We start from the raw sequence: 23,248 nt of genomic DNA, 5'->3' as shown, positions 1-23,248 counted from the left end.
CACGCGCCGCCCACGCACGGTTGCTGCGCAGCGCCTATGTCCGGAGTTTTTCGCAGATATGCGAAAGGCCTCCGGCGTTTTCAGCCGGAGGCCCGACGCAGTTCGATCATCAGTCGGTAGCGGCGAACAGCTTGTAGGTTCCCGTGCCCGTGTTGTTGGCCGAAGCAGCCAGATAGAAGCTGCCGGTCGCAGTCGCGGTGAAGGCGATCTGCGAATCGTGGCCTTTGCCGTCGTTGTTGCTCGTCACCAACAGACCGTGCGCGTCGTAAAGGCTGAGGAACGGATCGGCCAGCGTGCCGCCGCCGCCGTCGACACCCCTGAGCGAGAAGATGTAGCTCTGGCCCGCGATCAGCGAAACGCCGAACCAATCCTTGTCGCCGGCCACGCCGATGGTGTCGGAGACGTTGCCGCCGATCGCGAGATCGTGGCTGGTCTGGTCGCTGCCGAACGAACCGTTGGCGGTGCGGTGCTCCCAATACCCGTTCCTGAGATAATGCAGGGTGGCGTCGCTCGCCGTGAACCCGCACGAGCCCAGATCGGTGTTGTTGATGAGGTAGGCGACCGGATCGAAGGTGACCTTGCGCCCTTCCCAGTAGCCGTTCCTCAGATAGTGCTCTTCCGCCGCCGTCTTGTCTTCGTGGAAGGTGATGATGAGGTCGTTATAGGACGCAATGTAGTTCAAGGCGTCGAAGGTGATCTTGCGGCCTTCCCAATAACCGTTGCGGATGTAGTGCTCCTCCGCCGCCACCTTGTCGTTGCCGAACGCGCCGATCAGGTCGGTGTAGGAACAGAGGTAGGCGAGCGGGTCGAACGTCACCTTGCGGCCTTCCCAGTAGCCGTTATTGAGATAGTGCTTTTCGGCCGCCGCCTTGTCGTCGCGGAATGCGACCAGAAGGTCGTTGTAAGAACAGACATAAGCGAGCGCGTCGAACGCCACTTTGCGCCCTTCCCAATAGCCGTTCTTGAGATAGTGCATTTCGGCCGCCGCCGTATCGGTGCCGAAAGCCCCGATCAGATCGGTATTGGCGCAAAGATAGCCGACCGCATCGAATGCCGTCTTGCGGCCTTCCCAATAGCCGTTCTTGACGTAGTGCATTTCGGCCGCCGCCGTATCGGTGCCGAAGGCCGCAATCAATCCGGGGTTGGCGCAGAGATAGCCGACCGCATCGAACGCCGTCTTACGGCCTTCCCAATAGCCGTTCTTGACGTAGTGCATTTCGGCGGCCGCCGTGTCGGTACCGAAGACTCCGATCAAATCGGGGTTGGCGCAGAGATAGCCGACCGCATCGAACGTCGTCTTGCGGCCTTCCCAGTAGCCGTTCTTGATGTAGTGCTCCGTCGCCGCCGTCAGGTTGGTGCCGAAGACTGCGATCAAACCCGGATTGGCGCAAAGATAAGCGACCGGATCGAAGGTGATCTTGCGCCCTTCGGCCGCGCCATTGTTGATGTAGTGCTGCAGACCGTACTGGGCATTGTCGCCGCACGACACGATCAAATCGGGATAGGACGCGATGTAGCGCAACGGATCGAACGACTGCGTCTGGAAATCCGCCAGCGATAGCGTCTGGCCGGTTGCCGCGAAGCGGACCTGCTCGACATCGACGAGCGTATTGGTATTGCCCGCCGTATCCTGGACCAGATAGGAGCCGTCGTCGTTCTTCTTCACCGTATAGCTGGCCGGAGCGAGCGCCAGCACCAGCGTGTCGGTGCCGTCGCCGCCTATGACCGTGTTCTTGCCCGTGCCCGGATCCAGGACGTCGTTGCCGGCGCCGCCGTTGAGCACGTTGTCGTTCGCATCGCCGGTCAGAGTATCGGCATAGGCCGACCCCATCAGGTTTTCGATGCTGACGAGCGTGTCGACGCCGCTGCCGCCGCCGACCGTCTGCGCCCCGGAGACCGCCAGGCTGACGGTGACCCCGCCGGTCGCATCGGCATAAGCGGCCCAATCGAGTCCGTTACCGCCGTCGATCAGATCGTTGCCGGCGCCGCCCTGCAGGGTGTCCTGGCAATCGCCGCCGTAGAGCGAATCGTTGCCGGCACCGCCAATCAGCGAGTCGTTCCCGGCGCCATCGCCTTGCGGCGAATCAATCTTGGTGCGCGGGCCGTCGAGGCCGCTGTTATCCCACGGCAAATACGTGGAGTCGCCGTACAGCACGTCGTTACCGGCGCCGCCGGACAGCGTGTCGGCGCCGTCGCTGCCGTAAAGGGCGTTATCGTTGGCATCGCCCGTCAGCGAATCGGCCAGCTGCGTTCCCACCAGGTTCTGGATGTTGGTCACGACGACCGACCCCGTGCCGATGGTGTGCGCGCCGGAGGCGCTCAGATCGAAGGTCACGCCGACGGTTTCGGCGGACCAACTATCGTAGAAGGACAGCGTGTTGACGCCGGTGCCGCCATCGACCGTCTGCGTGCCGGTTGGTCCGACTTCGAGAATATCGTTGCCGGCGCCGCCCGACAGGATGTCGTTGCCGCCAACGCCCCACAGCCAGTTGTCGCCGCTGTCGCCGGTCAGCGTATCGGCATAGGTGGTGCCGGAGAGGTCCTGGATATTGGTGAGCGTCATCCGGCCCACCGTCGTATCCTGTACCGATCCCTGCAGCCTGAGATCGACCGTGACGCCATGCGCCGCGCCGGAGAATCCGACCCGGTTCCAGCCGGTGCCGCCGTCGATCACATCGTCGCCGTTGGCCTTCAGGAAGTCGTTACCGGCGCCGCCATTGATGGTATCGGCACCCGCACTGCCGCGGATCAGGTCGTCGCCCGCGCCGCCGATGATGTTGAAGCGGCCATCGGTTTCGGCAGTGCCGGTGAAGACCAGCCCGTCGCCGCTGCCCAGCGCCGATGCATCCAAGGTAAGCGACTGGCCTGACGCAACGGTGCCGTTCGCCATGGTCAGATCGTAGCGATGGCCCGCCGCCAGCCGGATGGTTTCGATGTTGGTGAAGGTCAGGTCGTTCAACACGACGCGATCCTTGGGATCGTTGTCCCCAGAACCCGTGTAAAAGTCGCCGTCCAGCACCACGATATCGTTGCCGGTACCGCCGTCGATCGCGATGACGTCGGCAAACTGATGTTCCGTGATGGTGAAGGTATCGTCGCCCGCACCGCCGGTGACGGTGTTGCTGCCGCGACTAATGTTGAAGCTGTCGTTGCCGTCGCCGCCGTCCGCGGTCACCTTGTCGGCGCTTAGTTCGAACACGTCGTTGCCGATGCCGCCGGACATCGAATTGACGCCGCCCCAACTGACGAGCTTGTCGTCGCCATCGCCACCAACCAGCGTGTTGGTGCCGCTCCAATCGAGCAGGTAGTCGTTGCCGGCGCCGCCATTGAGGCTGTCGTCGCCGTTGCCGCCGTTGATGGAGTTGTTTCCCGCATCGCCCGTCAAAGTGTCGTTGTAGTTCGAGCCGGTGAGGTTCTCGACCGAGGTCAGCGTGTTCGTCCCCATGCCGCCGCCGACACTTTGGGAACCGGTAAGGGAGAGATTGACCCTCACGCCGCCGGTGGCGGCCGAGTAGTTCGCCGTATCCGATCCGGTGCCGCCATTGGCGGTGGCGCTGCCGAGCCCGAGGTACAGCGTGTCGTCGCCGGCACCGCCGTTCAGAATGTCGGTACCGCTGCTACCACCCGCCGAATTCGGATCGCCGGCATAGAGCTGGTCGTTCCCATCGCCGCCGTCGAGCGAATCGTTGCCCGCACCGCCGGCGAGATAATCGGCGCCGCCGCCGCCGCTGAGGGTGTCGTCGCCGGCATTGCCCTGAAGCTGGTTGTTCGCAGAATCGCCGGTCAAAACGTCATTGAACGAAGAACCGATGAGGCTGGTAATGCCGAGCAGCGTGTCGGTTCCCATGCCCCCGCCGACACTCTGCCCGCCGCTGAGGCCGAGATTGACCGTGACGCCGCCCGTCGCATTGGCATAGCTCGCCCAATTGCCACGGTCGCCATGGCCCTGGAACAGATCGTTGCCGGCACCGCCGTCGAACGTGGTGGCGTAATCGCCGCCGATCAAGGTGTCGTTGCCGGCACCGCCGAACAGTTTGTCGCCGTAGCCGCCGCCGGCATCGATGACGTTGTCGTTGCCGTCGCCGGTCAGGGTGTCGCTGGAGGAAGAGCCGATGAGGTTCTCGATGTTCGTCAGCGTATCCGTGCCGAGACCGGCACCGACGCTTTGGGCACCGGTGATCGCCAGGCTGACCGTCACGCCCGCGCCGGAATTGGCATAAGAGGCCGTATCGCTGCCCGCGCCGCCGTTGAGGGAGTCGTTGCCGGCGCCGCCGGTCAGGGTGTTGTTGCCCGAATCACCGGTGAGCGTGTCGTCGTACGACGACCCGATGATATTCTCGATGCCGCTGAGGGTGTCGACACCGCGGCCGCCGCCAACGCTTTGTCCGGTGGTAACCGACAGATTGACCGTCACGCCGCTGGAGGCATCGTCGTAGTAGGCCGTATCGCTGCCCGCACCGCCGTTGATCGAATCGTCGCCGGCCCCGCCGCGGAAGAAGTTGTCGCTCGCGTTGCCGGTCAGCGTGTCGTTGTAGCTCGAGCCCAAGACGCCTTCGATATTGACCAGCGCGTCGGAACCTTGTCCGCCGCCGATCGCCTGTGCGCCCGTAAGGCCCAGATTGACCGTCACTGCGCTGGTCGCGCTGGTATAGATCACGGCGTCCGTCGTTCCGGCGCCGCCGTCGACGGAATCGTTGCCCGCGCCCGGCGAGAAATAATTGCTGGCCCCGTCGCCGATCAAAGTGTCGTCGTAAGCCGTACCCGTGACGTTCTCGACCGAAGACAACTTCACGGTCCCCAGACCGCCGCCCACCGATTGCGCTCCGGTGAGGTTGAGATTGACCGTCACCCCGCCGGTTGCCCCTGCGAAGCCGACCGAGTCATAGCCGCCGCCGCCGTTGAAGACATAGTTGCCTTGGCCGGCGGTGAAATAGTCGCTGGTCCCGGTGCCGGTGATCTCGAAATTTTCGATGTTGCTGAAATTAACGAGGACTTTGCTGCCGTACGTCGGCACGCCGTTGTTAGTATAGTTCAGATAGGCGGTGACGCCGCCGGACGGCGAGAACGTGGTATACAAAACCGATGAAACGTTCTGCGCCCACTGCAGGTTGGCAAGGTTGACGACGAGCGTATCGGTACCCGCTCCGCCATCGACGGTATCGGTATTGAGATCGGCGTTGATCCGGAGCGTATCGTTGCCGCCGCCACCATTGAGGACGTCGGCTCCGGAATAACCGCCGTCGAGGACATCATTCCCGGCGCCGCCGCTGAGCGTATCGCTGCTGGAGGTACCGGTGACCTGGACGTTTTCAACGTTCAGCAACGTTGCCACTGAACTACTGCCCGTGGCGATGATGTAGTTGCCGTTGATAAAGCTGCCGGTGATCCCATCGGCCGAGATGTACTTCACGACCGCGGTGTCGTTGCCGGCGCCGCCGTCCGAAACGACCGGCTGGCTCGCGGAGCAATTCCAGAATATCAGCGTGTCGTCGCCGGCATCGCCGCCCAACCAATCGCCCGATCCATGGCTGACCAGCGTATCGTTGCCGGCACCGCCGTACAAAACGTTGTTGCCGCCGTGGCCGTCCAGTGAGTCGTTGCCGGTGCCGCCGACCAGCGTATCGTTGCCTTCACCGCCTGTGATGCTGACGTTTTCGATATTGGTCAGGGTATAGAGCGTGTTCGCGCCGCCGGAAATCGTATAGGTGCCGTTCGATGCCGGTCCAGCCGACAGGGCGTCGGTACGATCCTGGAAATTTGCCTTGATCGTGTCATTGCCCGATCCGCCGGTGATCGTGGCGGCATTCGGGAACGCGCTGACATCGAGCGTCAGACCGGTCGTCGCCGTCGACGCATTGATCCCGGTGATGGTCGAGAACAACTCGTCGAGCGACAGCTTGTTGCCGCTGAACACCGAAATCGGGTTGGTCAATCCGGTGAGCGAAAGGACCGTGGCGCCGCCCGCAATCTTGGTGACGGTTACGCCGGTGATCGACATGTTCGGCTTCGCCGTGCCCTGAATCACGCTGGCGAGGACGGAGGTGTCGAACGTGCCGGAGAAGGCGAGCTTATAGCCCAGTGCGGAGACATCGAGTTCCGTGGCCGTGAGCGAGATCGCCAGCGCTTCCTGGCCGTCTTTGAGGATCTTGAAATCCTTCACGCCCAGCGCCGATCCGCTGTAGCTGCCATCGAGAATCGACAGCCAGGTGCCCCACGAGGTCGGCAGGCCGGTGCCGTCGAACACCATCTGGATATTGCCGCAGGTCAGCGCAACCTGGGTCGTGCTCATCGTCGCCGACAAGCCGACCGTACCGCCGCTCACGGTATGCGTGGTGCTGCTGTAGGTGCCGCCGAGATAGAACTGAGCGCCGGTGATCGTGCCGCCGATCGCCTTGTAGTCGATACTGGAATACGAGCCGGTGTAGGTGAGGCCGGTACCCTGCACCAGCAAGATGCCGTCGCTGTTCGAGAACGCGAGTTGCGTCGTCGACAACTGCAGCACCGTGAGATCCTGCTTGAACGCGTCACCGTATTTGCCGGTGATCAACCGGGCGACGTCCTGGTAATCGTTCAGGGCCGAGAACAGTGGGCTGGAGGGCAGTGTGAAGGTCTTCACCACCGAGCCGCCGCTCAGGTATTTGAGATCGGTGATGGAGATGTTCGTGCCGGTGTAGTTGAGATCGAGCAGCGCCTGGACGCTCGCCAGCGACGTCGGCAGGCCGGCGCCATCGAGCACCACCTGCTTGCCGCCGACCGTCAGCGTCGCCGCCGAGGAACTCAGGCTTGCGGTCGTGATGAGCGTGCCGCCCGAGAACGTCCCGTTGGATACCGAGCCGCCCTGATACACTTTCATCGTGCTGAGGGTGCCGGTCGAGTGCTGGCCATAGTCGCCGAATGTACCGCTGCCGCTCGCGGTCATGCTGAGACCGCTGCCGTCGATGACGAAATAATATCCGTCGACCGAGAAAATCGCCTGCGTGGCCGTGTTCTTCACCAGCGTCAGCGGACGCGCGAATTCGCTCAACACGGCGTTGAATGCCGCCCCTTCCGCGGGATCGGACGTCAAAAAGCTCTTGGGGTCCTCAGCGTCGAGGTAGGGCGTGTAAAGAGCCGAAAAGTCGTCGTAACCCGCACCGAGCGAAAGAACTGGCATGGCTTAGTCCCCCTCAAATCAAACGCCATATCCGGCCGCTCTCAGATCCTTTGACGAAGTCCGGCGACTTCTTTGAAGGATTGGCGCAGACCAGAAATGCCTTTTATGGCATATGGCGACTGTAAACATATGATGTGACAAAGTCTATTGCGGTGCACCATCGCAGGCGCGACTGGCCAATATGAAGAATGTGTGAAGTCTGTTCGGCGCAGATGTGATTTTGCTTTGGCGGTGGAAATGAAAAGCGCTCGTTGGAGAGGCAGGTGCGGGCCGATCACTGAACGAGTTCACTAAGGAGCCTATGAATGGCGCGATCGAAAACGCCGCGGACGGCCAGCGTCACATTGTGCCGCGCGAAAGAATCCGCTCACCGATTGGCAACGCCCGCCGCTAACATTGCGCCTCTACGGGGGAAACAATGAAATCCACGGCGTCGCGACCGGGCTTGACCGCCCTATGGCGCATTCTGATCGGGGCGGGACTGGGCATTTTCGCCGCAGCGGCACCGGCCTTGGCCCAGAGCGAACCTCCGGCGTGGTGGAAAACCTGTCAGGCGATCCGCGACGATCGCGCCAGATTGGCCTGCTTCGACGTTTCCGTTCCCGCCGACCAGCCCGCAACCGATCGTCCCCTGCGAACGCCCCCCCGGACGGGGGCTACGCCCGCCGTCGCCACCCAGACAGCCGCGCCCGCGGAGCACCGCAAGCACCCGGTCAGCTATCGCGCCAGCATCGGCTACGGCCTCGGAATCGGCAGTCACGGTGGTAATTTCATCGTCAACCATGGCGCTCTGACATCGACCGCCGGCATCGGCAGCGACGGCGACGCCGGAACGGTGCAATTCTGGATCGATCACTGGATCGGCCGCGACTGGTCGATCGGCCTCGAGTACCTGTACCTCAACTCCGAGGGCAAACTCATTCTCGATCTGCCCAAAGGCGCCGAAGTCCTGACCGATCCCATCAACGCGCATACGACGATCAACGCCCACGGCCATCTCGGCTTCGTCAATGTCGCCTACCGGCCCGGCACCAAAGCCATTCTGCAGCCGTATATCGGCACCGGGCTGGGAGTCGGCTGGGGTTCGGTCAATGCCGACCTCGGAGCTTCCAACGCCTTCGTCGGCTCCTATACCTACACCCAGCGCAGCTCGACCATGTTCGGCGCCTTACAAGGCTTCATGGGCATCGATGTCTCGATGGGCCCGAATTACTACGGCTCGACCTTCGCCAAGGCGGTGTGGATGCCGGGGCGGCCCTTCTTCAAACTTCATCAGCGCTATCTGGAATTCGTGCTCGGCGGCGGCATCGGCCGCAAATTCTAGCCCGGCTTCCTGGCTTCGAGCGTGAACGTCTCAAGCTGGAGGAATCCCGGCGGCATGCGCGTCTCGGTCTCGAGACCGGCCAATTCGGGATCGTTGCTCACGCCGACATCGAAGGATTCGACCGCTTCGAAGCCGGTCCGCTCAAGCGCCGCGACCAGAGTCTTGCGGTCGTAGATGAACTGGTGGCCGAAATCGCGCATGAAGTTGTTAACCACCATGGCGTCGCTGGCCGTGCCGGCGTTCACGAACCGCTCGCAGGACCACGCGATATAAGCCTTCTGCAGGTCGCTCTTCGGCTCGGTCATCAGAGCCAGAAGGAATTCTAGCTTCGGCGTCGACAGGCGGACCCGCCCGCCCGGCTTCAGCACCCGGAAGATTTCGGCCAGCATGGCCATGCCGCCGGCATACGGCACATGTTCGATCATGTGCTCGCTGTAGACGTAATCGAGACTGGCATCGGGCAGAGGAAAGCGCTTGGTGGCATCGAGCCGGATGGCGCCGAACCGGACGGGAATGAGGTCGGAATTGAGCCAACCGGAAAGCCGGTTCACGCCGCAGCCGATATGCAGCTTGCGGACGCGGTGGTGGCGGAGATAGGCGGCCACCATCGAACCGGTGAACAGCCAGGAATGCAGACGCACCAAGCCGAGATACACCGGTTTGGCGCCAGGAATTGTCTTGGCAAAGCTGAGATCCATTAATACCCCCGAGGTCCGGCCTGCAGGCTTTATAGCAGCCCGATCCCAGCCGATTGGAACCCGTGCCAGGACTTTTCGGCGCAGAGCGGCCGCGACCATGACGTCACCGCGGGATCACGCGGCCCCTCGGCTCAGCCGATAGCTGCACCCCGGTACCACACCAGACCGTTTTCGCTAAGTGCTTGATGGGGAAGCGGGATTGATGCCATGCCGGCAAGCAGCGACACCGGTTTCCTTCTTCCTCCTGGCACGATCGGCCGCAAGGTGCGCCTTTTAGCTGCCCAATCTTTGCGCTAGGGGGTAATGGCGATGTTCGCTTTCCGGTCTCTGTGAAACACCTTTCCACCCGCCTGAGTTTCAGCCAGTTCGCCTCCGGCTCGGTGTCGGGCGTGTTCATCCCTTTTTTTGCCGCCTCGCTGGCATGGCGCGGGCTCTCCGCCGACCAGATCGGGCTGCTGTTGTCGACCGCGCTGATCCTTCGCGCCGTGGCCGGTCCGCTGTCCGGCATCTTCGCCGACGCCCGCAACGACCGCCGCGCCGTGATGCTGGTGCTGTACTGGATCATGGTGGCCGGGTTCGGCTCGCTATGCGTGGTCGGCTCGCCGCTGCTGATCTTCCTGGTTTCGGTCCCAGCCTACATTGCCTATGGCGCCGCCACCCCGCTGCTCGAAAGCGTGTCGGTGCGGCTCGCCGAGCGCTTCGGCTTCGATTACGGCCGGGTGCGCATCTGGGCTTCGTCGGCATTCGTGGTGATGAACGTCACCGGCGGCATCGTGGTGAAATTCCTCGGCCTCGGCGCCGTGGCTCCGATGCTGACCATCGGCGCGGCGCTGTGCGTGGTGTCGACCATCATGCTGCCGGCACCGCCGGCGACTGAAGGCGCGGCGCCGCTCGGATCGCGTCTCAAGGCAACGCTCGAGGAGACCAAGGAGCTGCTGCGGACCCCGGTGTTCCTCGTTTTTCTCGCCGCCGCGAGCTGCGAGCAGGCGACCCACGCTTTCTATTACGGCTATGGCGGCCTGCACTGGAAAGCGATCGGCTATTCCGAAATGCTGATCGGCATCATCTGGCCGCTGGGCGTGTTCGCCGAAATCGCTCTTTTCAGCCAGGCCTTGCGCGTGCTGCGCCTGTTCGGACCGAGCAAACTCCTTTTGATGGGCGGATTGGTGGCAATCGTGCGCTGGACCATTCTCGCTTTCGATCCGCCGCTGCCGCTGGTGATCTTCGCCCAATTCATGCACGGCGGCACCTTCGCCCTCGCCCACCTCGGCGCCGTGTTCTTCATCTTGAAAGCCGTGCCGCAGCGGCTCTCCGCCACCGCCCAAAGCCTTTATTTCGTCGGCAGTCAAGGCATCATGATGGGACTGGCGACGCTCGCCATCGGCCCGGTCTATTCCTCGCTCGGCGGCAAGGCCTATCTGATGATGACGGCGCTGGGCGTGGTGTCGATCGGCTTCACGCTCCTGCTCGCCCGCCGCTGGCATGGCGAAGCCATCATCCACGGCGGCAAGAGCGAGCACGTCGATACGATTTAGGTTTTCACGGTCGCGCTTCTAGAACAACCCTTCGATCTGCCCCATCTCGTTGAGATGAATCTTGTCCGCCGCCGGAATGCGCGGCAGGCCGGGCATGGTCATGATATCGCCCGCAATCACCACCACGAATTCGGCGCCGGCCGACAGATGCACTTCACGCACCTTGACCATGTGATCGGTAGGCGCGCCGCGTTTTTCCGGATCGGTCGAGAACGAATACTGCGTCTTCGCCATGCACACCGGCAGATGACCGAAGCCGGCGTCTTCGAGTTCGTTGAAGCGGGCCCGCGTCGCCGAGTCGGCGGTGATGCCGTTGGCGCCGTAGATGGTGCGGGCCACCGTCTGAGTCTTTTCCCACAACGGCATTTCGACCGGATAAAGCGGCTTGAATTCCGATTTTGTCGTAGCGCAAGTCTCGACCACGCATTTGGCAAGATCGGTGACGCCCTTGCCGCCTTGCGCCCAGCCGCGGCTGATATGGGCCGGACAATCGACGGCGTTGGCGATCTCGACCACGCGTTGCATTTCTTCTTCGCTGTCACCGAGGAACTGGTTGACCGCCACGATCACCGGCACGCCGAATTTCTTCACATTGCGGATATGGCGTTCGAGATTGGCGGCGCCGCGCTCGATCGCCTGCATGTTCGGCTTTTTGAGATCTTCCTTGGCGACACCGCCGTGATGCTTGAGGGCGCGGACCGTCGCCACGATCACCGCCGCGGCCGGATCGAGCTTGGCTTTGCGGCACTTGATGTCGAAGAATTTCTCCGCGCCGAGATCGGCACCGAAACCGGCTTCGGTCACGACATAATCGGCGAGCTTCAATGCCGCCCGCGTCGCCATCACCGAATTGCAGCCGTGCGCGATGTTGGCGAACGGGCCGCCATGCACGAACACCGGATTGTTCTCCAGCGTCTGCACCAGATTGGGCAACAGCGCATCTTTCAACAAGACGCTCATGGCGCCGGGCGCATTCAGTTCCTTGGCGGTGACATAGCGCCGGTCGCGGGTCTGGCCGACCACGATATTGCCGAGACGGCGTTCGAGATCTTTCAAATCCGAAGCCAGGCACAGGATTGCCATCACTTCGGAGGCGACCGTGATGTCGAAGCCGTCTTCGCGCGGAAAACCATTGGCCACCCCGCCGAGCGAGGAGGCGATCGACCGCAGCGCCCGGTCGTTCATGTCGAGACAGCGGCGCCAGGAAATGCGGCGCGCATCGAGTCCGGTCGAATTCGACCAATAGATGTGATTGTCGATCATCGCGGCGAGCAGATTGTTGGCCGCGGTAATGGCGTGGAAGTCGCCGGTGAAATGGAGGTTGATGTCCTCCATCGGCACGACCTGGGCATAGCCGCCACCGGCCGCCCCGCCCTTCATGCCGAAGCATGGGCCCAGCGACGGCTCGCGCAACGCCGCCATGGCGCGATAGCCGAGCGCATTCAGCGCGTCGTTGAGACCGACCGTGGTGGTGGTCTTGCCCTCGCCCGCCGGGGTGGGCGTGATCGCGGTGACTAGGATCAACTTGCCGTTCGGCCGGTCCTTCAGGCTTTCGATGAAATCGAGCGCAATCTTCGCTTTGGTGTGGCCGTAAGGGATGACTGCCGCGTCCGGAATGTCGAGTTTCTTGGCGATTTCCCCAATCGGTTTCATCTTGGCGTCGCGCGCAATTTCGATATTGCTGCGGACAGCTTGTTCCTGAAATTCCATTGCCGAGCCCTTCCCGAGGCGTGCGCCATCGAAGGACAGGATACCGTAAGGGCTGGCTCGCGATCACACGGTGGTTTTGCAACGCGGGTGTGCGTTTGCGTAAACGTCCATCAGCCGCTTGACGTCGATTTCGGTGTAGGTCTGGGTGGTCGACAGCGAGGCGTGGCCCAGAAGTTCCTGCACGGCGCGAAGTTCCCCGCCATTGGCCAACAGATGGGTGGCGAAGGAGTGGCGCAAGGCGTGGGGCGTTGCCCGCTCCGACAGGCCGAGCCGGGAGCGCAGCCGCTGCATCAAGGCCTGGGCCTCCCGCGGGCTCATCGGTTTGCCCGTACGCGATACGAACAAGGGCGCCTGCGGGCCGAGAGCAAACGGAAGTTTGGCGACATAGGCTGCCGCCGCTTCGCGCACCGCCGGGATCAGCGGCACCGTGCGTTCCTTCTTGCCCTTGCCGAGCACGGTGATGGTCTCGCCGAGCGGAACGTCGCCGCGCTTGAGGCTGAGACCTTCCGAGATGCGCAGCCCGGCGCCGTAGAGCAGCGTGAGAAGCGCGACATCGCGCGCCGCAATCCACTCGACATCGTTTTCGCCCGCTTCGGCGAGCGTGCGTGCGGCATCGATCTCCGAGAGCGGCCGCGGCAGGGTGCGGGGAATGCGCGGCGTGCGCACCGCGCGGGCAGCGGCGTTTTCCAGAATGCCTTCGCGCGCCAGAAAACGGAAAAAGCTGCGCACAGCGGCGAGCGCGCGCGAAACACTGCGGGCCTGAAGGCCTTCATTGCGACGCTTGGTGATGAAGGCGCGGATATCGGCCGGCGTCAGGGCTTTCAGATCGCGCTCGGTCGGCACACCGCCGAGATGCTCGAAAAGGAACCCGAAAAAGCGGTCGAGATCGTCGCCGTAGGCACGCAACGTATGCGGGCTCGCCCGCCGTTCGTGCGCGAGACCGTCAAGCCAATCGGCTTTCAGGATTTGGGCAGATCGAGCCATGCCCGGATTGCCCGTTCCAGCGCCCGCGCGAACAGCCCGAGATCGGCTTCGCAATCGCGCCCGTCAAACCGGTTCTCGGCCAGCGAACCCAGGACATACAGCGCCGGCTGCGATCCGATGCGCAAACGGAAGGCTGCGAGGCTGCGGTAACCGGTACGGCCGAACAACAACTCGCCGCCGCCCGACAGGATCGCGCCCATGCCGTCCGGACCGACCACCGCCGTCACCGTGCCGGGCGCAATCAAGCGCACGCCTTCGCACGAGGTTGCGGCCGCAAGGCCGTCGGCGGCTTCGATGCAGAACACCGCACGATCGGCTCCGAACGCCGGCGCAGCCGCCGTCGCCGCCAGAATCGCCTCGGCAAACGAACGCGCATCGATGAGATCGAGGATCGCCCGCTTGACACCATCGGACAGACGCGTGCCGCGATCCGCCACCGACTTCAGCGCATCGCGCTCGGCCTTGAGCGCCAGGTTTTCATCGCGCAGCTTTTCCAGCACATAGCGGGTGAAGTCGATCACGCCGTCTTCGTCGGCGCGCGCCGGCACCAGAAGCGACAAAAGCTCGCCGTCCGCTGCAAGCTGGTCGCGATGCATGCGAATATACGCCTTCACCGCCTCGGCGGCGGCGATATGTGGTTCACGGGATGGTGCGCTTTCGCTCATTCTTCGTGGTATGGCGTGTTATTCGACAGTGATATGGGTCTGAGACTCGTGATTCGCAAGCTTAACGCATGACCGCGCCCGATCTGAAGTCCGGGAAAACCGATTGCTGCCGCGCTGGCGTTTTGCTGCCACTGCCGCTGGCGGATGCGTATGACTACAAATTGTCAGTACCGGCGCGGCGTGGGCAAATTGTGGCGGCGCCGCTGGGACCGCGGACCTCGATCGGCGTGGTGTGGGGCGATGCGGCTGGTGGCGTTGCGGAACCACGGCTGAAACAAGCCGTTCCGCTGGACGGTGAGCCCGCGCTGCCGCCGGGACTGTGCGATTTCGTCGATTGGGTGGCGCAGTACACGTTGACCCTGCCGGGCATGGTGCTGGCGATGGCACTGCGCTCGCGCCAAGCGTTCGAGCCTGAATCGGCGCGCGTCGCCTACATCAAAGGTGACGGCCTTCCAAAAAAATTGACTCCGGCGCGTCAGCGCGTGCTCGACACGGCCGCCGATGGATTGGCGCGGAGCGTGCCGCAGCTTGCCGAAGAGGCCAATGTGACTCCGGCCGTGGTGCGCGGACTGATCGATTGCGGTGCCCTGATCCCGGTCGATCTGCCGGAGTTCGATCCGTTCCCGCGACCCGATCCCGACTTCTCGCAGCCCGTGCTCGACACCGAACAGGATCTCGCGGCCCATGTGATGAAGGGGGCAGTGAAGGCAAAACGCTTCGGTGTCTCGCTGCTCGACGGCGTCACCGGATCAGGCAAGACCGAAACCTATTTCGAAGCGGCGGCGGAAGCCGTGCGGCTGGGACGGCAGGTGCTGATCCTGCTCCCCGAAATCGCGCTGACGGTGCAATTCCTCGATCGCTTCGCGGCGCGCTTCGGCGTCCGCCCGGCGGAATGGCACAGCGATCTTTCCCAGCGCGAACGGCGGCGGGTGTATCGCGCGGTGATGAGCGGCGAAGCGCGCGTCGTGGTCGGCGCTCGTTCGGCCCTGTTCCTGCCGTTCAAGGATCTCGGCCTCGTCATCGTCGACGAAGAACACGAGCAAGCCTACAAGCAGGAAGACGGCGCCATCTATCATGCCCGCGACATGGCGGTGGTGCGCGCCCGCATCGAAGGCTGCCCGGTGGTGCTGGCAAGCGCGACTCCGTCCTTGGAAAGCTATGTCAACGCCAAGACCGGCCGTTATGCGCATCTGAGGCTGACCAGCCGCCACGGCGCCGCGGTGCTGCCGGAAGTGCGCTTGATCGACCTGCGCAACGATCGCGGCGATCCCGGCACCTTCCTGTCGCCGACCTTGCGCGGCGCGCTCGCCACCACCATCGAAGCCGGCGAACAGGCGATGCTGTTCCTCAATCGCCGCGGCTATGCTCCGCTGACCTTGTGCGAATCCTGTGGCCACAAACTGGTGTGCCGCAATTGCTCGGCCTGGCTGGTGGAGCATCGTTATCGCAAGCGCCTCGTCTGTCATCACTGCGGCTACGAAACAGGACTGCCCACCGAATGTCCCGAATGCCATACCCAAGGCGCCTTTACCGCCTGCGGTCCCGGCGTCGAGCGGGTGATGGAGGAATTCAAGCTCGCTTTTCCCGAAGTGCGCGTCGCCATCGCGTCCTCCGACACGATGGGCGGGCCGGCGGAAATGCAGCTTGCCATCCGCGCCATGATGAAGCGCGAAATCGATGTCTTGATCGGCACCCAGATCGTCGCCAAAGGTCATCACTTCCCGCAACTCACACTGGTCGGCGTGGTCGATGCCGATCTCGGCGGTTCCGACGGCGATCTGCGCGCCCGCGAACGCACTTTCCAGCTTCTGCATCAGGTGGCGGGACGTGCCGGCCGTGCCGAAAAGCCGGGGCTTGTGCTGATGCAAACGCGCAATCCCAAAGACGCAGTGATGCAGGCGCTGATCGCCTCGGATCGCGACGCCTTTTATGACCAGGAGACCAAATACCGCGAAGTCACACACGCCCCACCGTTCGGGCGCCTCGCCGCGATCATTCTCTCCGGTCACGATGGCGACGCGGTGCGAAGTGCCGGACGCATTCTCGCCCAAACCGCCCCCGCGGCGCGCGCTGTCAAAGTGTGGGGTCCGACACCGGCCTTCTATTCCCTGCTGCGCGGTCAGACCCGCGAGCGTCTTTTGGTGCAGACCGAAAAATCGGTCGACATCCAGGCCTATTTGCGCACCTGGCTCGCCGCCGCAACGCTGCCGAAAAACGTGCGTGTGGTGGTCGACGTCGATCCGGTGAGCTTTTTTTAGCTACCGCTGCGATCGTTGGCATTGCGCATAAATCGCCTCGGCGCGGCGCGTTTGGGTCATGGCGTCGAACCCTTGTTCGGCGGCCTCGCGTTTGGCGGCGGCGGCGGCATCGGTGCACCAGTTGGGATCGGGCGCCGACGCGACGGCGGGCGGCGGCGCTTTCTCTTTGGCATCGAGAAAAGCGAAGGTGTGATCCCACCCCGGACCCGTGCAGCCCGCCAACCCCAATCCGATTGGGCCCAATCCGATCAACACGACAATCGCCCGACGCATTCTTGCTCCCGTCACACCATTTTCAGATCGCTCTTGGCGAAAAGATCCGTCGTGGCGAGCAGCGGGGCGTCGAGCGCCTTCGCGGCGCCATATGCGAAACAATCGGCGAGCGACCAGCGGCCGGCACCATAAGCGAGAAAACCGGTGCGCGCCCACGATGTCTGTGCGGCATCTACCGGCCGTTGGGCGATGCGGCTTTGCTTGAGGAAGGCGGTGAAAATCGGCGCCGGGTCTTCGTACCGCTGGGTCAATGCCAGAAGCGCTTCCATCACCGATACCGGCGACATGATGGCATCGGACGCATCGCACAGCTTGGCGGCGACGGCGTTGCAGCCGGGCGCGTTGGTGAGCAGCGTCAGCACGGCCGAGGAGTGAACCACGATCACGGCGCATCCTCCGTCTTATGGGGTTGGGAGGCCAGCGCGGCCTGCAGACTGCCGAGAGACGCCAGATACTCGGTCAAAGGCTGCTTGCCTTTGCCGCGTTTCACCCGTTCGAGCTTTTCGGCCACCGCGTTATGGACCGCAACCGTCAGTTTTTCGCCCGTCAACGTCGACAGCTCGCGAATGGCGCTCTCGGTGGCGGAATTCTTGATATTCAAGCCCATTTCTACCTCCCATTGGTTTACTATACCGAGGAAAGGTAGAATTTGAATAGAGTTTTAGATAAAATCTGCCGTCGATATACCGATTTCATATACCATAATTAGCAAAAAGGGCAGACTTTCATCTGCCCTGATGCCGGATAAATCTACCGAATACGTCTACCCAAGTGTCCGAACATCTACCAAATGACCAGTCACTGCGGCGGCAGCAGCCATAGCAGGGCTGACGAGGTGGGTTCGTCCACCACGGCCCTGGCGGCCTTCGAAGTTGCGGTTCGAGGTCGAGGCGCAACGTTCGCCCGGCGCCAGCCGGTCGGCATTCATGGCCAGACACATCGAGCAGCCCGGCTCGCGCCATTCGAACCCGGCCTCGAGGAAGATCTGGTCGAGGCCTTCCTGTTCCGCCTGTTCCTTCACCAGCCCGGAGCCCGGCACCACCATCGCGTTCACGTGGGCGGCGACTTTGCGGCCCTTGGCAATGGCGGCGGCGGCGCGCAGGTCTTCGATGCGGCCGTTGGTGCAGGAGCCGATGAACACGCGGTCAACTTTGACGTCGGAAAGCGGCGTTCCCGGCTTCAGATCCATATAAGCGAGCGCCCGTTCGGCGGCGGATTTCTTCGCCGGATCGGCCATTTTTGCCGGATCGGGCACGGTTTCGGTCACCGGCAGCGCCTGTTCGGGCGAGGTGCCCCAGGTCACCATCGGCACGATGTCCTTGGCTTCGAGCACGATCTCGGCATCGAACTGGGCGTCGGGATCGGACTTCAAGAGCTTCCAGGTCGCCACCGCGGCTTCGAACGCGGCGGCTTTGGGCGCCCGCGGACGGCCGGCGATATAGGCGAAGGTGGTTTCGTCGGGCGCCACCAGACCGGCGCGCGCGCCGCCCTCGATGGTCATGTTGCAGAGGGTCATGCGGCCCTCCATCGACAAGGCGCGCACCGCCTCGCCGGCAAACTCCACCACATAACCGGTGCCGCCGGCGGTGCCGATCTTGGCGATGATGGCGAGCGCCATGTCTTTGGCGGTGACCCCGGTCGGCAGCACGCCGTTGACCGTGACCCGCATATTCTTGGATTTGGGCGCCAAGAGCGTCTGGGTCGCCAGCACATGCTCGACTTCCGAGGTGCCGATGCCGAACGCCAGCGCGCCGAAGGCGCCATGGGTCGAGGTGTGGCTGTCGCCGCAGACGATGGTCGTGCCCGGCAGGGTGAAGCCTTGTTCCGGCCCGACGATATGGACCACGCCCTGGCGGATATCGTCCATGGCGAGGTATTCGACCCCGAAGTCCTTGGTGTTTCGCTCAAGCGTTGCAATCTGCTCGGCGCTTTCCGGATCGGCGATACCTTTGGCGCGATCGCGGGTGGGCACGTTGTGATCGGCCACGGCCAGCGTCCTTTCGGGCCGGCGCACCTTACGGCCGCTGGTGCGAAGACCCTCGAACGCCTGGGGACTCGTCACCTCATGCACGAGATGGCGGTCGATATAGAGAATGCTCGATTCCCCCGGTGCCTCGTGCACCAGATGCGCATCCCAGATCTTGTCGTAGAGAGTCTTGGCCATCGCCGTCTTGCCTTGTGTTAAGGGGGCCTAACAACACCAGCCGGAGCCTTGGCGCAAGTCCCTTAAAGCCCTAGCGGCCGCTGGCGACATAAACCACCAAGGCGATGATCAGAAGCGCCGCAGCCTGGGCGATGATACGATACCGCATCAGCACATTCGACCAGCGGGCCGATGTCTGGCCGCCGATCGCCATCACCGCAATGCCGGCCAGCAGCACCGCCGCGACGACGCCGAGGGCGATCAGGATCAGGATTTGACCGATCATACCCGAACCTCTGCCGGACGGGTCCAGCGCGCCGCCTTGGCGCCGAGATCGCGGAATTTGCCCGAGAGTTCATTGAGCCGGGCCGACCATTCCGGGTCGGGCGTCTGACCCGCAATGGTCTTGAAATAAACCTCCATCAGCGCCGCGATAGCGATGGGTTCGAGCAGCGCCGCTTTCAGGCTCAAGGCCAGGATGAGCGCCACGGCAAATCCGAACAGCGAGAGATCGCCGGGGATCAGCGCCGCCAGCGCTGCGGCCGGAGCCAAGAGGACAACGAAAATCGCCGCCGTCAGCAGCCACAAGAACACCGCCAGCCACAGCGCGTTCTTGAGGAAGTGCTTGTAGTTCTGGGCATAGAGAATCAGCCCCTCCTGGGCGGTCGCCCACGGGTTGGTGGTGCGGGTCCGGATCAGATAGGCGAGAATGATCTCGTCGACATAGGTCAGCGACAGGCGCACCACCTTTTCGGCGAGGTTGAGCAGTCCTTGCAGCCCCGGCACCGGCAGGAAGGAGGCGATGAAATTGACGCTGCCGAAAACCGTTCTGAGGATCGCTTTGATAAGCTGGTCGACGCCGAACAGCACCGACGATTCCGTGAAATGGGTTTTCACAAAGCCGCTGCCGAAAGCGATCTGGTTTTGGCCGGCCGGAATGTCGTGGCCGTCATAGAGTTCGACCAGCACGGCGATATGGGCCGCCTTGACGAGATAGAGCAGATACTCGCGCGCCAGATAGAGCGCCACACTGACGATGCCGAAGCCGAGCGCCCCACCCAGAAATGCGCCGCCCTCGCCGCCGCCAGCGAAAACACGCGCCATGCCATAGCCGACCGCAGCTCCGGTGCCCATGGCGAACAGATACGCCACGCCGATGACGGCAAAGACCACCAGCCGCAGCAACACAAACGGCAGCGTTCTGAGCATCATTGCGATCGCTGTGCCGAAACGGAAATCCCACATCGCCTCTGCCCTTGTGTCGGTTCCGAGAAAAGCTGGTCTGCCGAGGACAAGCCGTCAAGCCAGTTCGTCGACTTCGGTGTCGGTGAGATTGCCGGGTACGATGGTCACCGGGATCGCCTGGACCTTGGTGGCGAACAGCTTGACCAGCGGGCCGGGGCCGTCCTTCGAGGTACCGGCCGCCAAGACCAGAATGGAAATGTCGCGGTCGCGACGGATCAGTTCCATCAGGCACTCGGCGGCTTCGCCATGCTCGATGATGAGTTCGGGGGTCAGGCCGGTCAGCTCGTTGATGATTTTCGCTGCGTCATAAACGAGGGCTTCGGCATCGCGATGGGCTTCGTCCGTCATGATCTCTTCGACGCCGCCCCATTGCTGGAAATCGACCGGCGCGGCAACGCAGAGCAGCGTCATCCGCCCGTCCGTGTGCTGCGCCCGGCGCGCCGCGAAACGCACCGCCACTTTGCATTCGGGCGTCTTGTCGACCACCACCAGGAACTTGCGAACCTGTGCCTCCATAGGCGGGAGCCTGACACCAAGCCGGGGACGGGAGCAAGAGCCAGCTAGTTCAACGGCAGCTTGCTTTTCAGCTCGTACAGCACTTCCAGCGCCTGCTTGGGCGACAGGGCATCGGGATCGACGGCGCGCAGGGCTTCCTCGACGGCGTTTTGCTCTTTCTTGGCCGGTGCCAAGACCGAGAACAGCGGCAGATCGTCGATGCGGGCAAGCGGCTTGTGGCCTTCGCGGCCCTCTTCCAGTGCGGCGAGCACCTCCTGGGCGCGATGCACCACCGGGCCCGGCAATCCGGCCAGCTTGGCGACGTGAATGCCGTAAGAGCGGTCGGCAACGCCCGGCACCACTTCGTGCAGGAACACGATGGTGTCGTTCCATTCGCGCACCCGCATGGTGACGCACGCCATCGCCGACAGCCGTTCGGCCAATGCCGTCATCTCGTGATAGTGGGTGGCGAACAGCGCGCGCGACTTGTTCTTGACGCAGAGATGCTCGGCGGTCGCCCAGGCGATGGCGAGACCGTCGAAGGTGGCGGTGCCGCGGCCGATTTCGTCGAGAATGACCAGACTCTTGTCGGTCGCCTGATTGAGGATGGCGGCGGTTTCCACCATCTCGACCATGAAGGTGGAACGGCCGGCCGCGAGATCGTCGCCGGCGCCGACGCGGCTGAACAGCCGGTCGACCACACCGATATGCGCCGACTCCGCCGGCACGAACGAGCCCATCTGGGCGAGGATCGCAATCAATGCGTTCTGGCGCAGAAAGGTCGATTTACCGGCCATGTTCGGACCGGTGACCAGCCACAGCCGTTTGTCGCCGGAAAGACTGGCGTCATTGGGCACGAAGGGCGCCCGCGCCGCATCGAGCGCGGCTTCCACCACGGGATGACGGCCACGCACGATCTGAAACGCTTTCGAGCCATCGACCTTCGGCCGCACATAGCGCTTCGACAGCGCCAGATCCGCCAGCCCCGACGCGACATCGAGCACCGCAAGACCTTCGGCGATTTTGGCCAGCGCGAGCGCTTGCGCCAAAGCATCGGCGGCCATTTCGTCGAACAACTGCTTTTCCAGCGCCAGCGCCTGATCGCCGGCTTGCGAAATGCGATTGGCCAGCGTCGACAACTCGTCGGTCGAGAACCGCACCGCACCGGCCATGGTCTGGCGATGGCGATAGGCGGCGTTGCTCATCAACCCGTCGGCATGCTGCGCCGTCACTTCGATGAAATAGCCGAGCACGCCGTTGTGTTTGATCTTGAGCGGCACGCCGGTTTCGTCGCGATAACGGGTTTCGAGCCCGGCAATGACGCGGCGGGATTCGTCGCGCAGCGCCCGCAGCTCATCGAGCGGCGCATGGGCGCCGGCGCGGATGAAGCCGCCGTCGCGGGCATAGAACGGCGGCTCGGGCACCAACAGATGCGAGAGCTTGGCATCGAGCCCCGACACCGCCACCAACCCTTCGAGCAGTCCGGCAATGGCGGTTTCGGCTTCGCCATGGGCGAGGCGCATCAGTTCGCGTACGCCCCGCGCCGCCGCAATGCCGTCGCGCAAACAGGTGAGATCGCGCGGACCGCCGCGCTGCACCGACAGCCGCGCCACACTGCGGGCGATGTCGGGCGCGCTGCGCAGCTTGTCGCGCAACTCTTCGCAGAGATCGCGCGAGTCGACGAATTGGGCCACCGCGTCCTGCCGGGCTTCGATGGTCGCGACATCGGTCAACGGCGCTGCAAGCCGGGATGCCAGCAACCGCGCGCCGGCCGCGGTCACGGTACGGTCGATCACCGAGAGGAACGAGCCGCGACGTTCGCCGGCCAAAGTCTGCATCAATTCGAGGTTGCGCCTCGTCGCGGCATCGATCGCCATGAAGGCGTCGACACCCTCGCGCGCCAACGGGCTGAGGGCCGGGACTTTGCCTTTCTGGGTCAACTCCAGGTAGCCGATCAAGGCGCCGGCCGCCGCGACTTCCGCCCGGCTGAACGTGCCGAAGCCGGAAAGCTCGGCAACACCATAGAATTCCTTCAGCGCCCGCTCGCCGGTGGCGGAGTCGAATTTCACCGCCGGCAGCACCGTCAGCGCCGGGCCGAAGCCGTTGAGCGGAGCGGCGAGCGCCGGATCGGCCAGCAGGGTATCGGGTACGATCAGTTCCGACGGATTGAGCCGCGCCAGTTCGACCCCGAGATCGGCAGCGCCGATGGCCGCCACCCGGAACGAACCGGCGCTCATTTCGGCGGCCGCCAGCGCCAGATCCCCGCCCACCCGCGCCAAACTTGCCAGCGTATTGGCCTGTTTGGGCTCCAGGAGCGAGTCTTCGGTCAGGGTGCCGGGGGTGACGAGGCGGATCACTTCGCGCCGGACCACCGCCTTATAACCGCGCTTGCGGGCCTCGGCCGGGTCTTCCATCTGCTCGCAGATTGCCACCCGGAAGCCTTTGCGGATCAGGCGCTCCAGGTAGCTTTCCGCGGTATGGACCGGAACGCCGCACATCGGAATGTCCTCGCCGAGGTGCTTGCCACGCTTGGTGAGGGCGATATCGAGCGCTTCCGACGCCTTGACGGCGTCTTCGAAGAAAAGTTCGTAGAAATCGCCCATCCGGTAGAAAAGAAGATAATCAGGATGGGTCGCTTTGATTTCCAGAAATTGCGCCATCACGGGGGTGGCGCCTTCGAGCGGATTTTCTGAGGGGTCTGCGGCCATGAGCCCAACCTAGCAAAGCCGCATCCTTGTTGCGCCGCGACCGGGGTTCGTACATGC

16 protein-coding genes are annotated in these 23,248 nt (G+C 63.5%); 3 read left to right on the top strand and 13 right to left on the bottom strand.

Translation table 11 applies throughout. From position 1 onward, the window contains the following. Nucleotides 1-109: 109 nt before the first annotated feature. On the bottom strand, nucleotides 110-7,153 hold the full coding sequence (locus tag FHS84_RS13385; protein ID WP_166935084.1) for a beta strand repeat-containing protein: 7,044 nt from the start codon (nucleotides 7,151-7,153) through the stop codon (nucleotides 110-112). A gap of 418 nt (nucleotides 7,154-7,571) precedes the next feature. Between FHS84_RS13385 and FHS84_RS13380 the strand changes: the two genes are divergently transcribed. After that, nucleotides 7,572-8,477, top strand: a complete 906-nt coding sequence (locus FHS84_RS13380) for a hypothetical protein (RefSeq protein WP_166935082.1) — start codon at nucleotides 7,572-7,574, stop codon at nucleotides 8,475-8,477. Here the strand turns inward: FHS84_RS13380 and FHS84_RS13375 are convergent. Next, nucleotides 8,474-9,175 carry a methyltransferase domain-containing protein gene (locus tag FHS84_RS13375; protein ID WP_166935080.1) on the bottom strand — a complete coding sequence of 234 codons (702 nt, stop codon included), beginning with the start codon at nucleotides 9,173-9,175 and terminating at the stop codon, nucleotides 8,474-8,476. The genes FHS84_RS13380 and FHS84_RS13375 overlap by 4 nt on opposite strands. Before the next feature lie 329 nt (nucleotides 9,176-9,504). Between FHS84_RS13375 and FHS84_RS13370 the strand changes: the two genes are divergently transcribed. Continuing rightward, complete coding sequence (locus FHS84_RS13370) at nucleotides 9,505-10,710, top strand: MFS transporter (RefSeq protein ID WP_166935078.1); 1,206 nt, start codon at nucleotides 9,505-9,507, stop codon at nucleotides 10,708-10,710. 18 nt (nucleotides 10,711-10,728) lie between these two features. Here FHS84_RS13370 and FHS84_RS13365 read toward each other — a convergent pair whose 3' ends face one another. The 3 genes from FHS84_RS13365 to FHS84_RS13355 all read right to left on the bottom strand — a co-directional run bounded on the left by FHS84_RS13365 (nucleotide 10,729) and on the right by FHS84_RS13355 (nucleotide 14,069). Further along, nucleotides 10,729-12,420 (bottom strand): formate--tetrahydrofolate ligase, encoded by a 1,692-nt coding sequence (locus FHS84_RS13365; RefSeq protein WP_166935076.1) that lies wholly within the window; start codon nucleotides 12,418-12,420, stop codon nucleotides 10,729-10,731. 63 nt (nucleotides 12,421-12,483) lie between these two features. Continuing rightward, complete coding sequence (locus tag FHS84_RS13360) at nucleotides 12,484-13,404, bottom strand: tyrosine recombinase XerC (protein WP_166935074.1); 921 nt, start codon at nucleotides 13,402-13,404, stop codon at nucleotides 12,484-12,486. After that, on the bottom strand, nucleotides 13,380-14,069 hold the full coding sequence (locus tag FHS84_RS13355) for a DUF484 family protein (RefSeq protein ID WP_166935072.1): 690 nt from the start codon (nucleotides 14,067-14,069) through the stop codon (nucleotides 13,380-13,382). The genes FHS84_RS13360 and FHS84_RS13355 overlap by 25 nt, the downstream gene beginning before the upstream one ends. Before the next feature lie 68 nt (nucleotides 14,070-14,137). Between FHS84_RS13355 and FHS84_RS13350 the strand changes: the two genes are divergently transcribed. Further along, nucleotides 14,138-16,327, top strand: coding sequence for a primosomal protein N' (locus tag FHS84_RS13350; RefSeq protein ID WP_166935070.1), 2,190 nt, complete (start codon nucleotides 14,138-14,140; stop codon nucleotides 16,325-16,327). On the opposite strand, the gene FHS84_RS13345 is transcribed toward FHS84_RS13350, so the two are convergent. The 8 genes from FHS84_RS13345 to mutS form a co-directional block, all read right to left on the bottom strand. Then, on the bottom strand, nucleotides 16,328-16,600 hold the full coding sequence (locus FHS84_RS13345) for a hypothetical protein (protein ID WP_166935068.1): 273 nt from the start codon (nucleotides 16,598-16,600) through the stop codon (nucleotides 16,328-16,330). It lies immediately after the preceding gene. An 11-nt stretch (nucleotides 16,601-16,611) separates the two neighbouring features. After that, complete coding sequence (locus FHS84_RS13340; protein WP_166935066.1) at nucleotides 16,612-16,986, bottom strand: type II toxin-antitoxin system VapC family toxin; 375 nt, start codon at nucleotides 16,984-16,986, stop codon at nucleotides 16,612-16,614. Further along, entirely contained in the window at nucleotides 16,983-17,207 is a 225-nt protein-coding gene (locus tag FHS84_RS13335; RefSeq protein WP_166935064.1) for a type II toxin-antitoxin system VapB family antitoxin, read from the bottom strand. The genes FHS84_RS13340 and FHS84_RS13335 overlap by 4 nt, the downstream gene beginning before the upstream one ends. Before the next feature lie 156 nt (nucleotides 17,208-17,363). After that, nucleotides 17,364-18,764: a 3-isopropylmalate dehydratase large subunit gene (gene leuC, locus FHS84_RS13330; protein ID WP_166935062.1), complete on the bottom strand. Its 1,401-nt coding sequence runs from the start codon at nucleotides 18,762-18,764 to the stop codon at nucleotides 17,364-17,366. 70 nt (nucleotides 18,765-18,834) lie between these two features. Then, nucleotides 18,835-19,029, bottom strand: a complete 195-nt coding sequence (locus FHS84_RS13325) for a twin transmembrane helix small protein (protein ID WP_166935060.1) — start codon at nucleotides 19,027-19,029, stop codon at nucleotides 18,835-18,837. After that, nucleotides 19,026-19,955: a hypothetical protein gene (locus FHS84_RS13320; protein ID WP_208393863.1), complete on the bottom strand. Its 930-nt coding sequence runs from the start codon at nucleotides 19,953-19,955 to the stop codon at nucleotides 19,026-19,028. Before FHS84_RS13320 ends, FHS84_RS13325 begins: the two co-directional genes overlap by 4 nt. Before the next feature lie 87 nt (nucleotides 19,956-20,042). Next, nucleotides 20,043-20,504, bottom strand: coding sequence for a universal stress protein (locus FHS84_RS13315; RefSeq protein ID WP_166935056.1), 462 nt, complete (start codon nucleotides 20,502-20,504; stop codon nucleotides 20,043-20,045). Between the two features lie 44 nt (nucleotides 20,505-20,548). After that, nucleotides 20,549-23,191: a DNA mismatch repair protein MutS gene (gene mutS, locus FHS84_RS13310; protein ID WP_166935054.1), complete on the bottom strand. Its 2,643-nt coding sequence runs from the start codon at nucleotides 23,189-23,191 to the stop codon at nucleotides 20,549-20,551. Nucleotides 23,192-23,248 lie beyond the last annotated feature (57 nt).

This window comes from Rhizomicrobium electricum (assembly GCF_011762045.1).
Taxonomy (GTDB): domain Bacteria; phylum Pseudomonadota; class Alphaproteobacteria; order Micropepsales; family Micropepsaceae; genus Rhizomicrobium; species Rhizomicrobium electricum.
The sequence above is the reverse complement of the archived record's forward strand: the minus strand, read 5'-3'. Positions and strand labels throughout refer to the sequence as shown.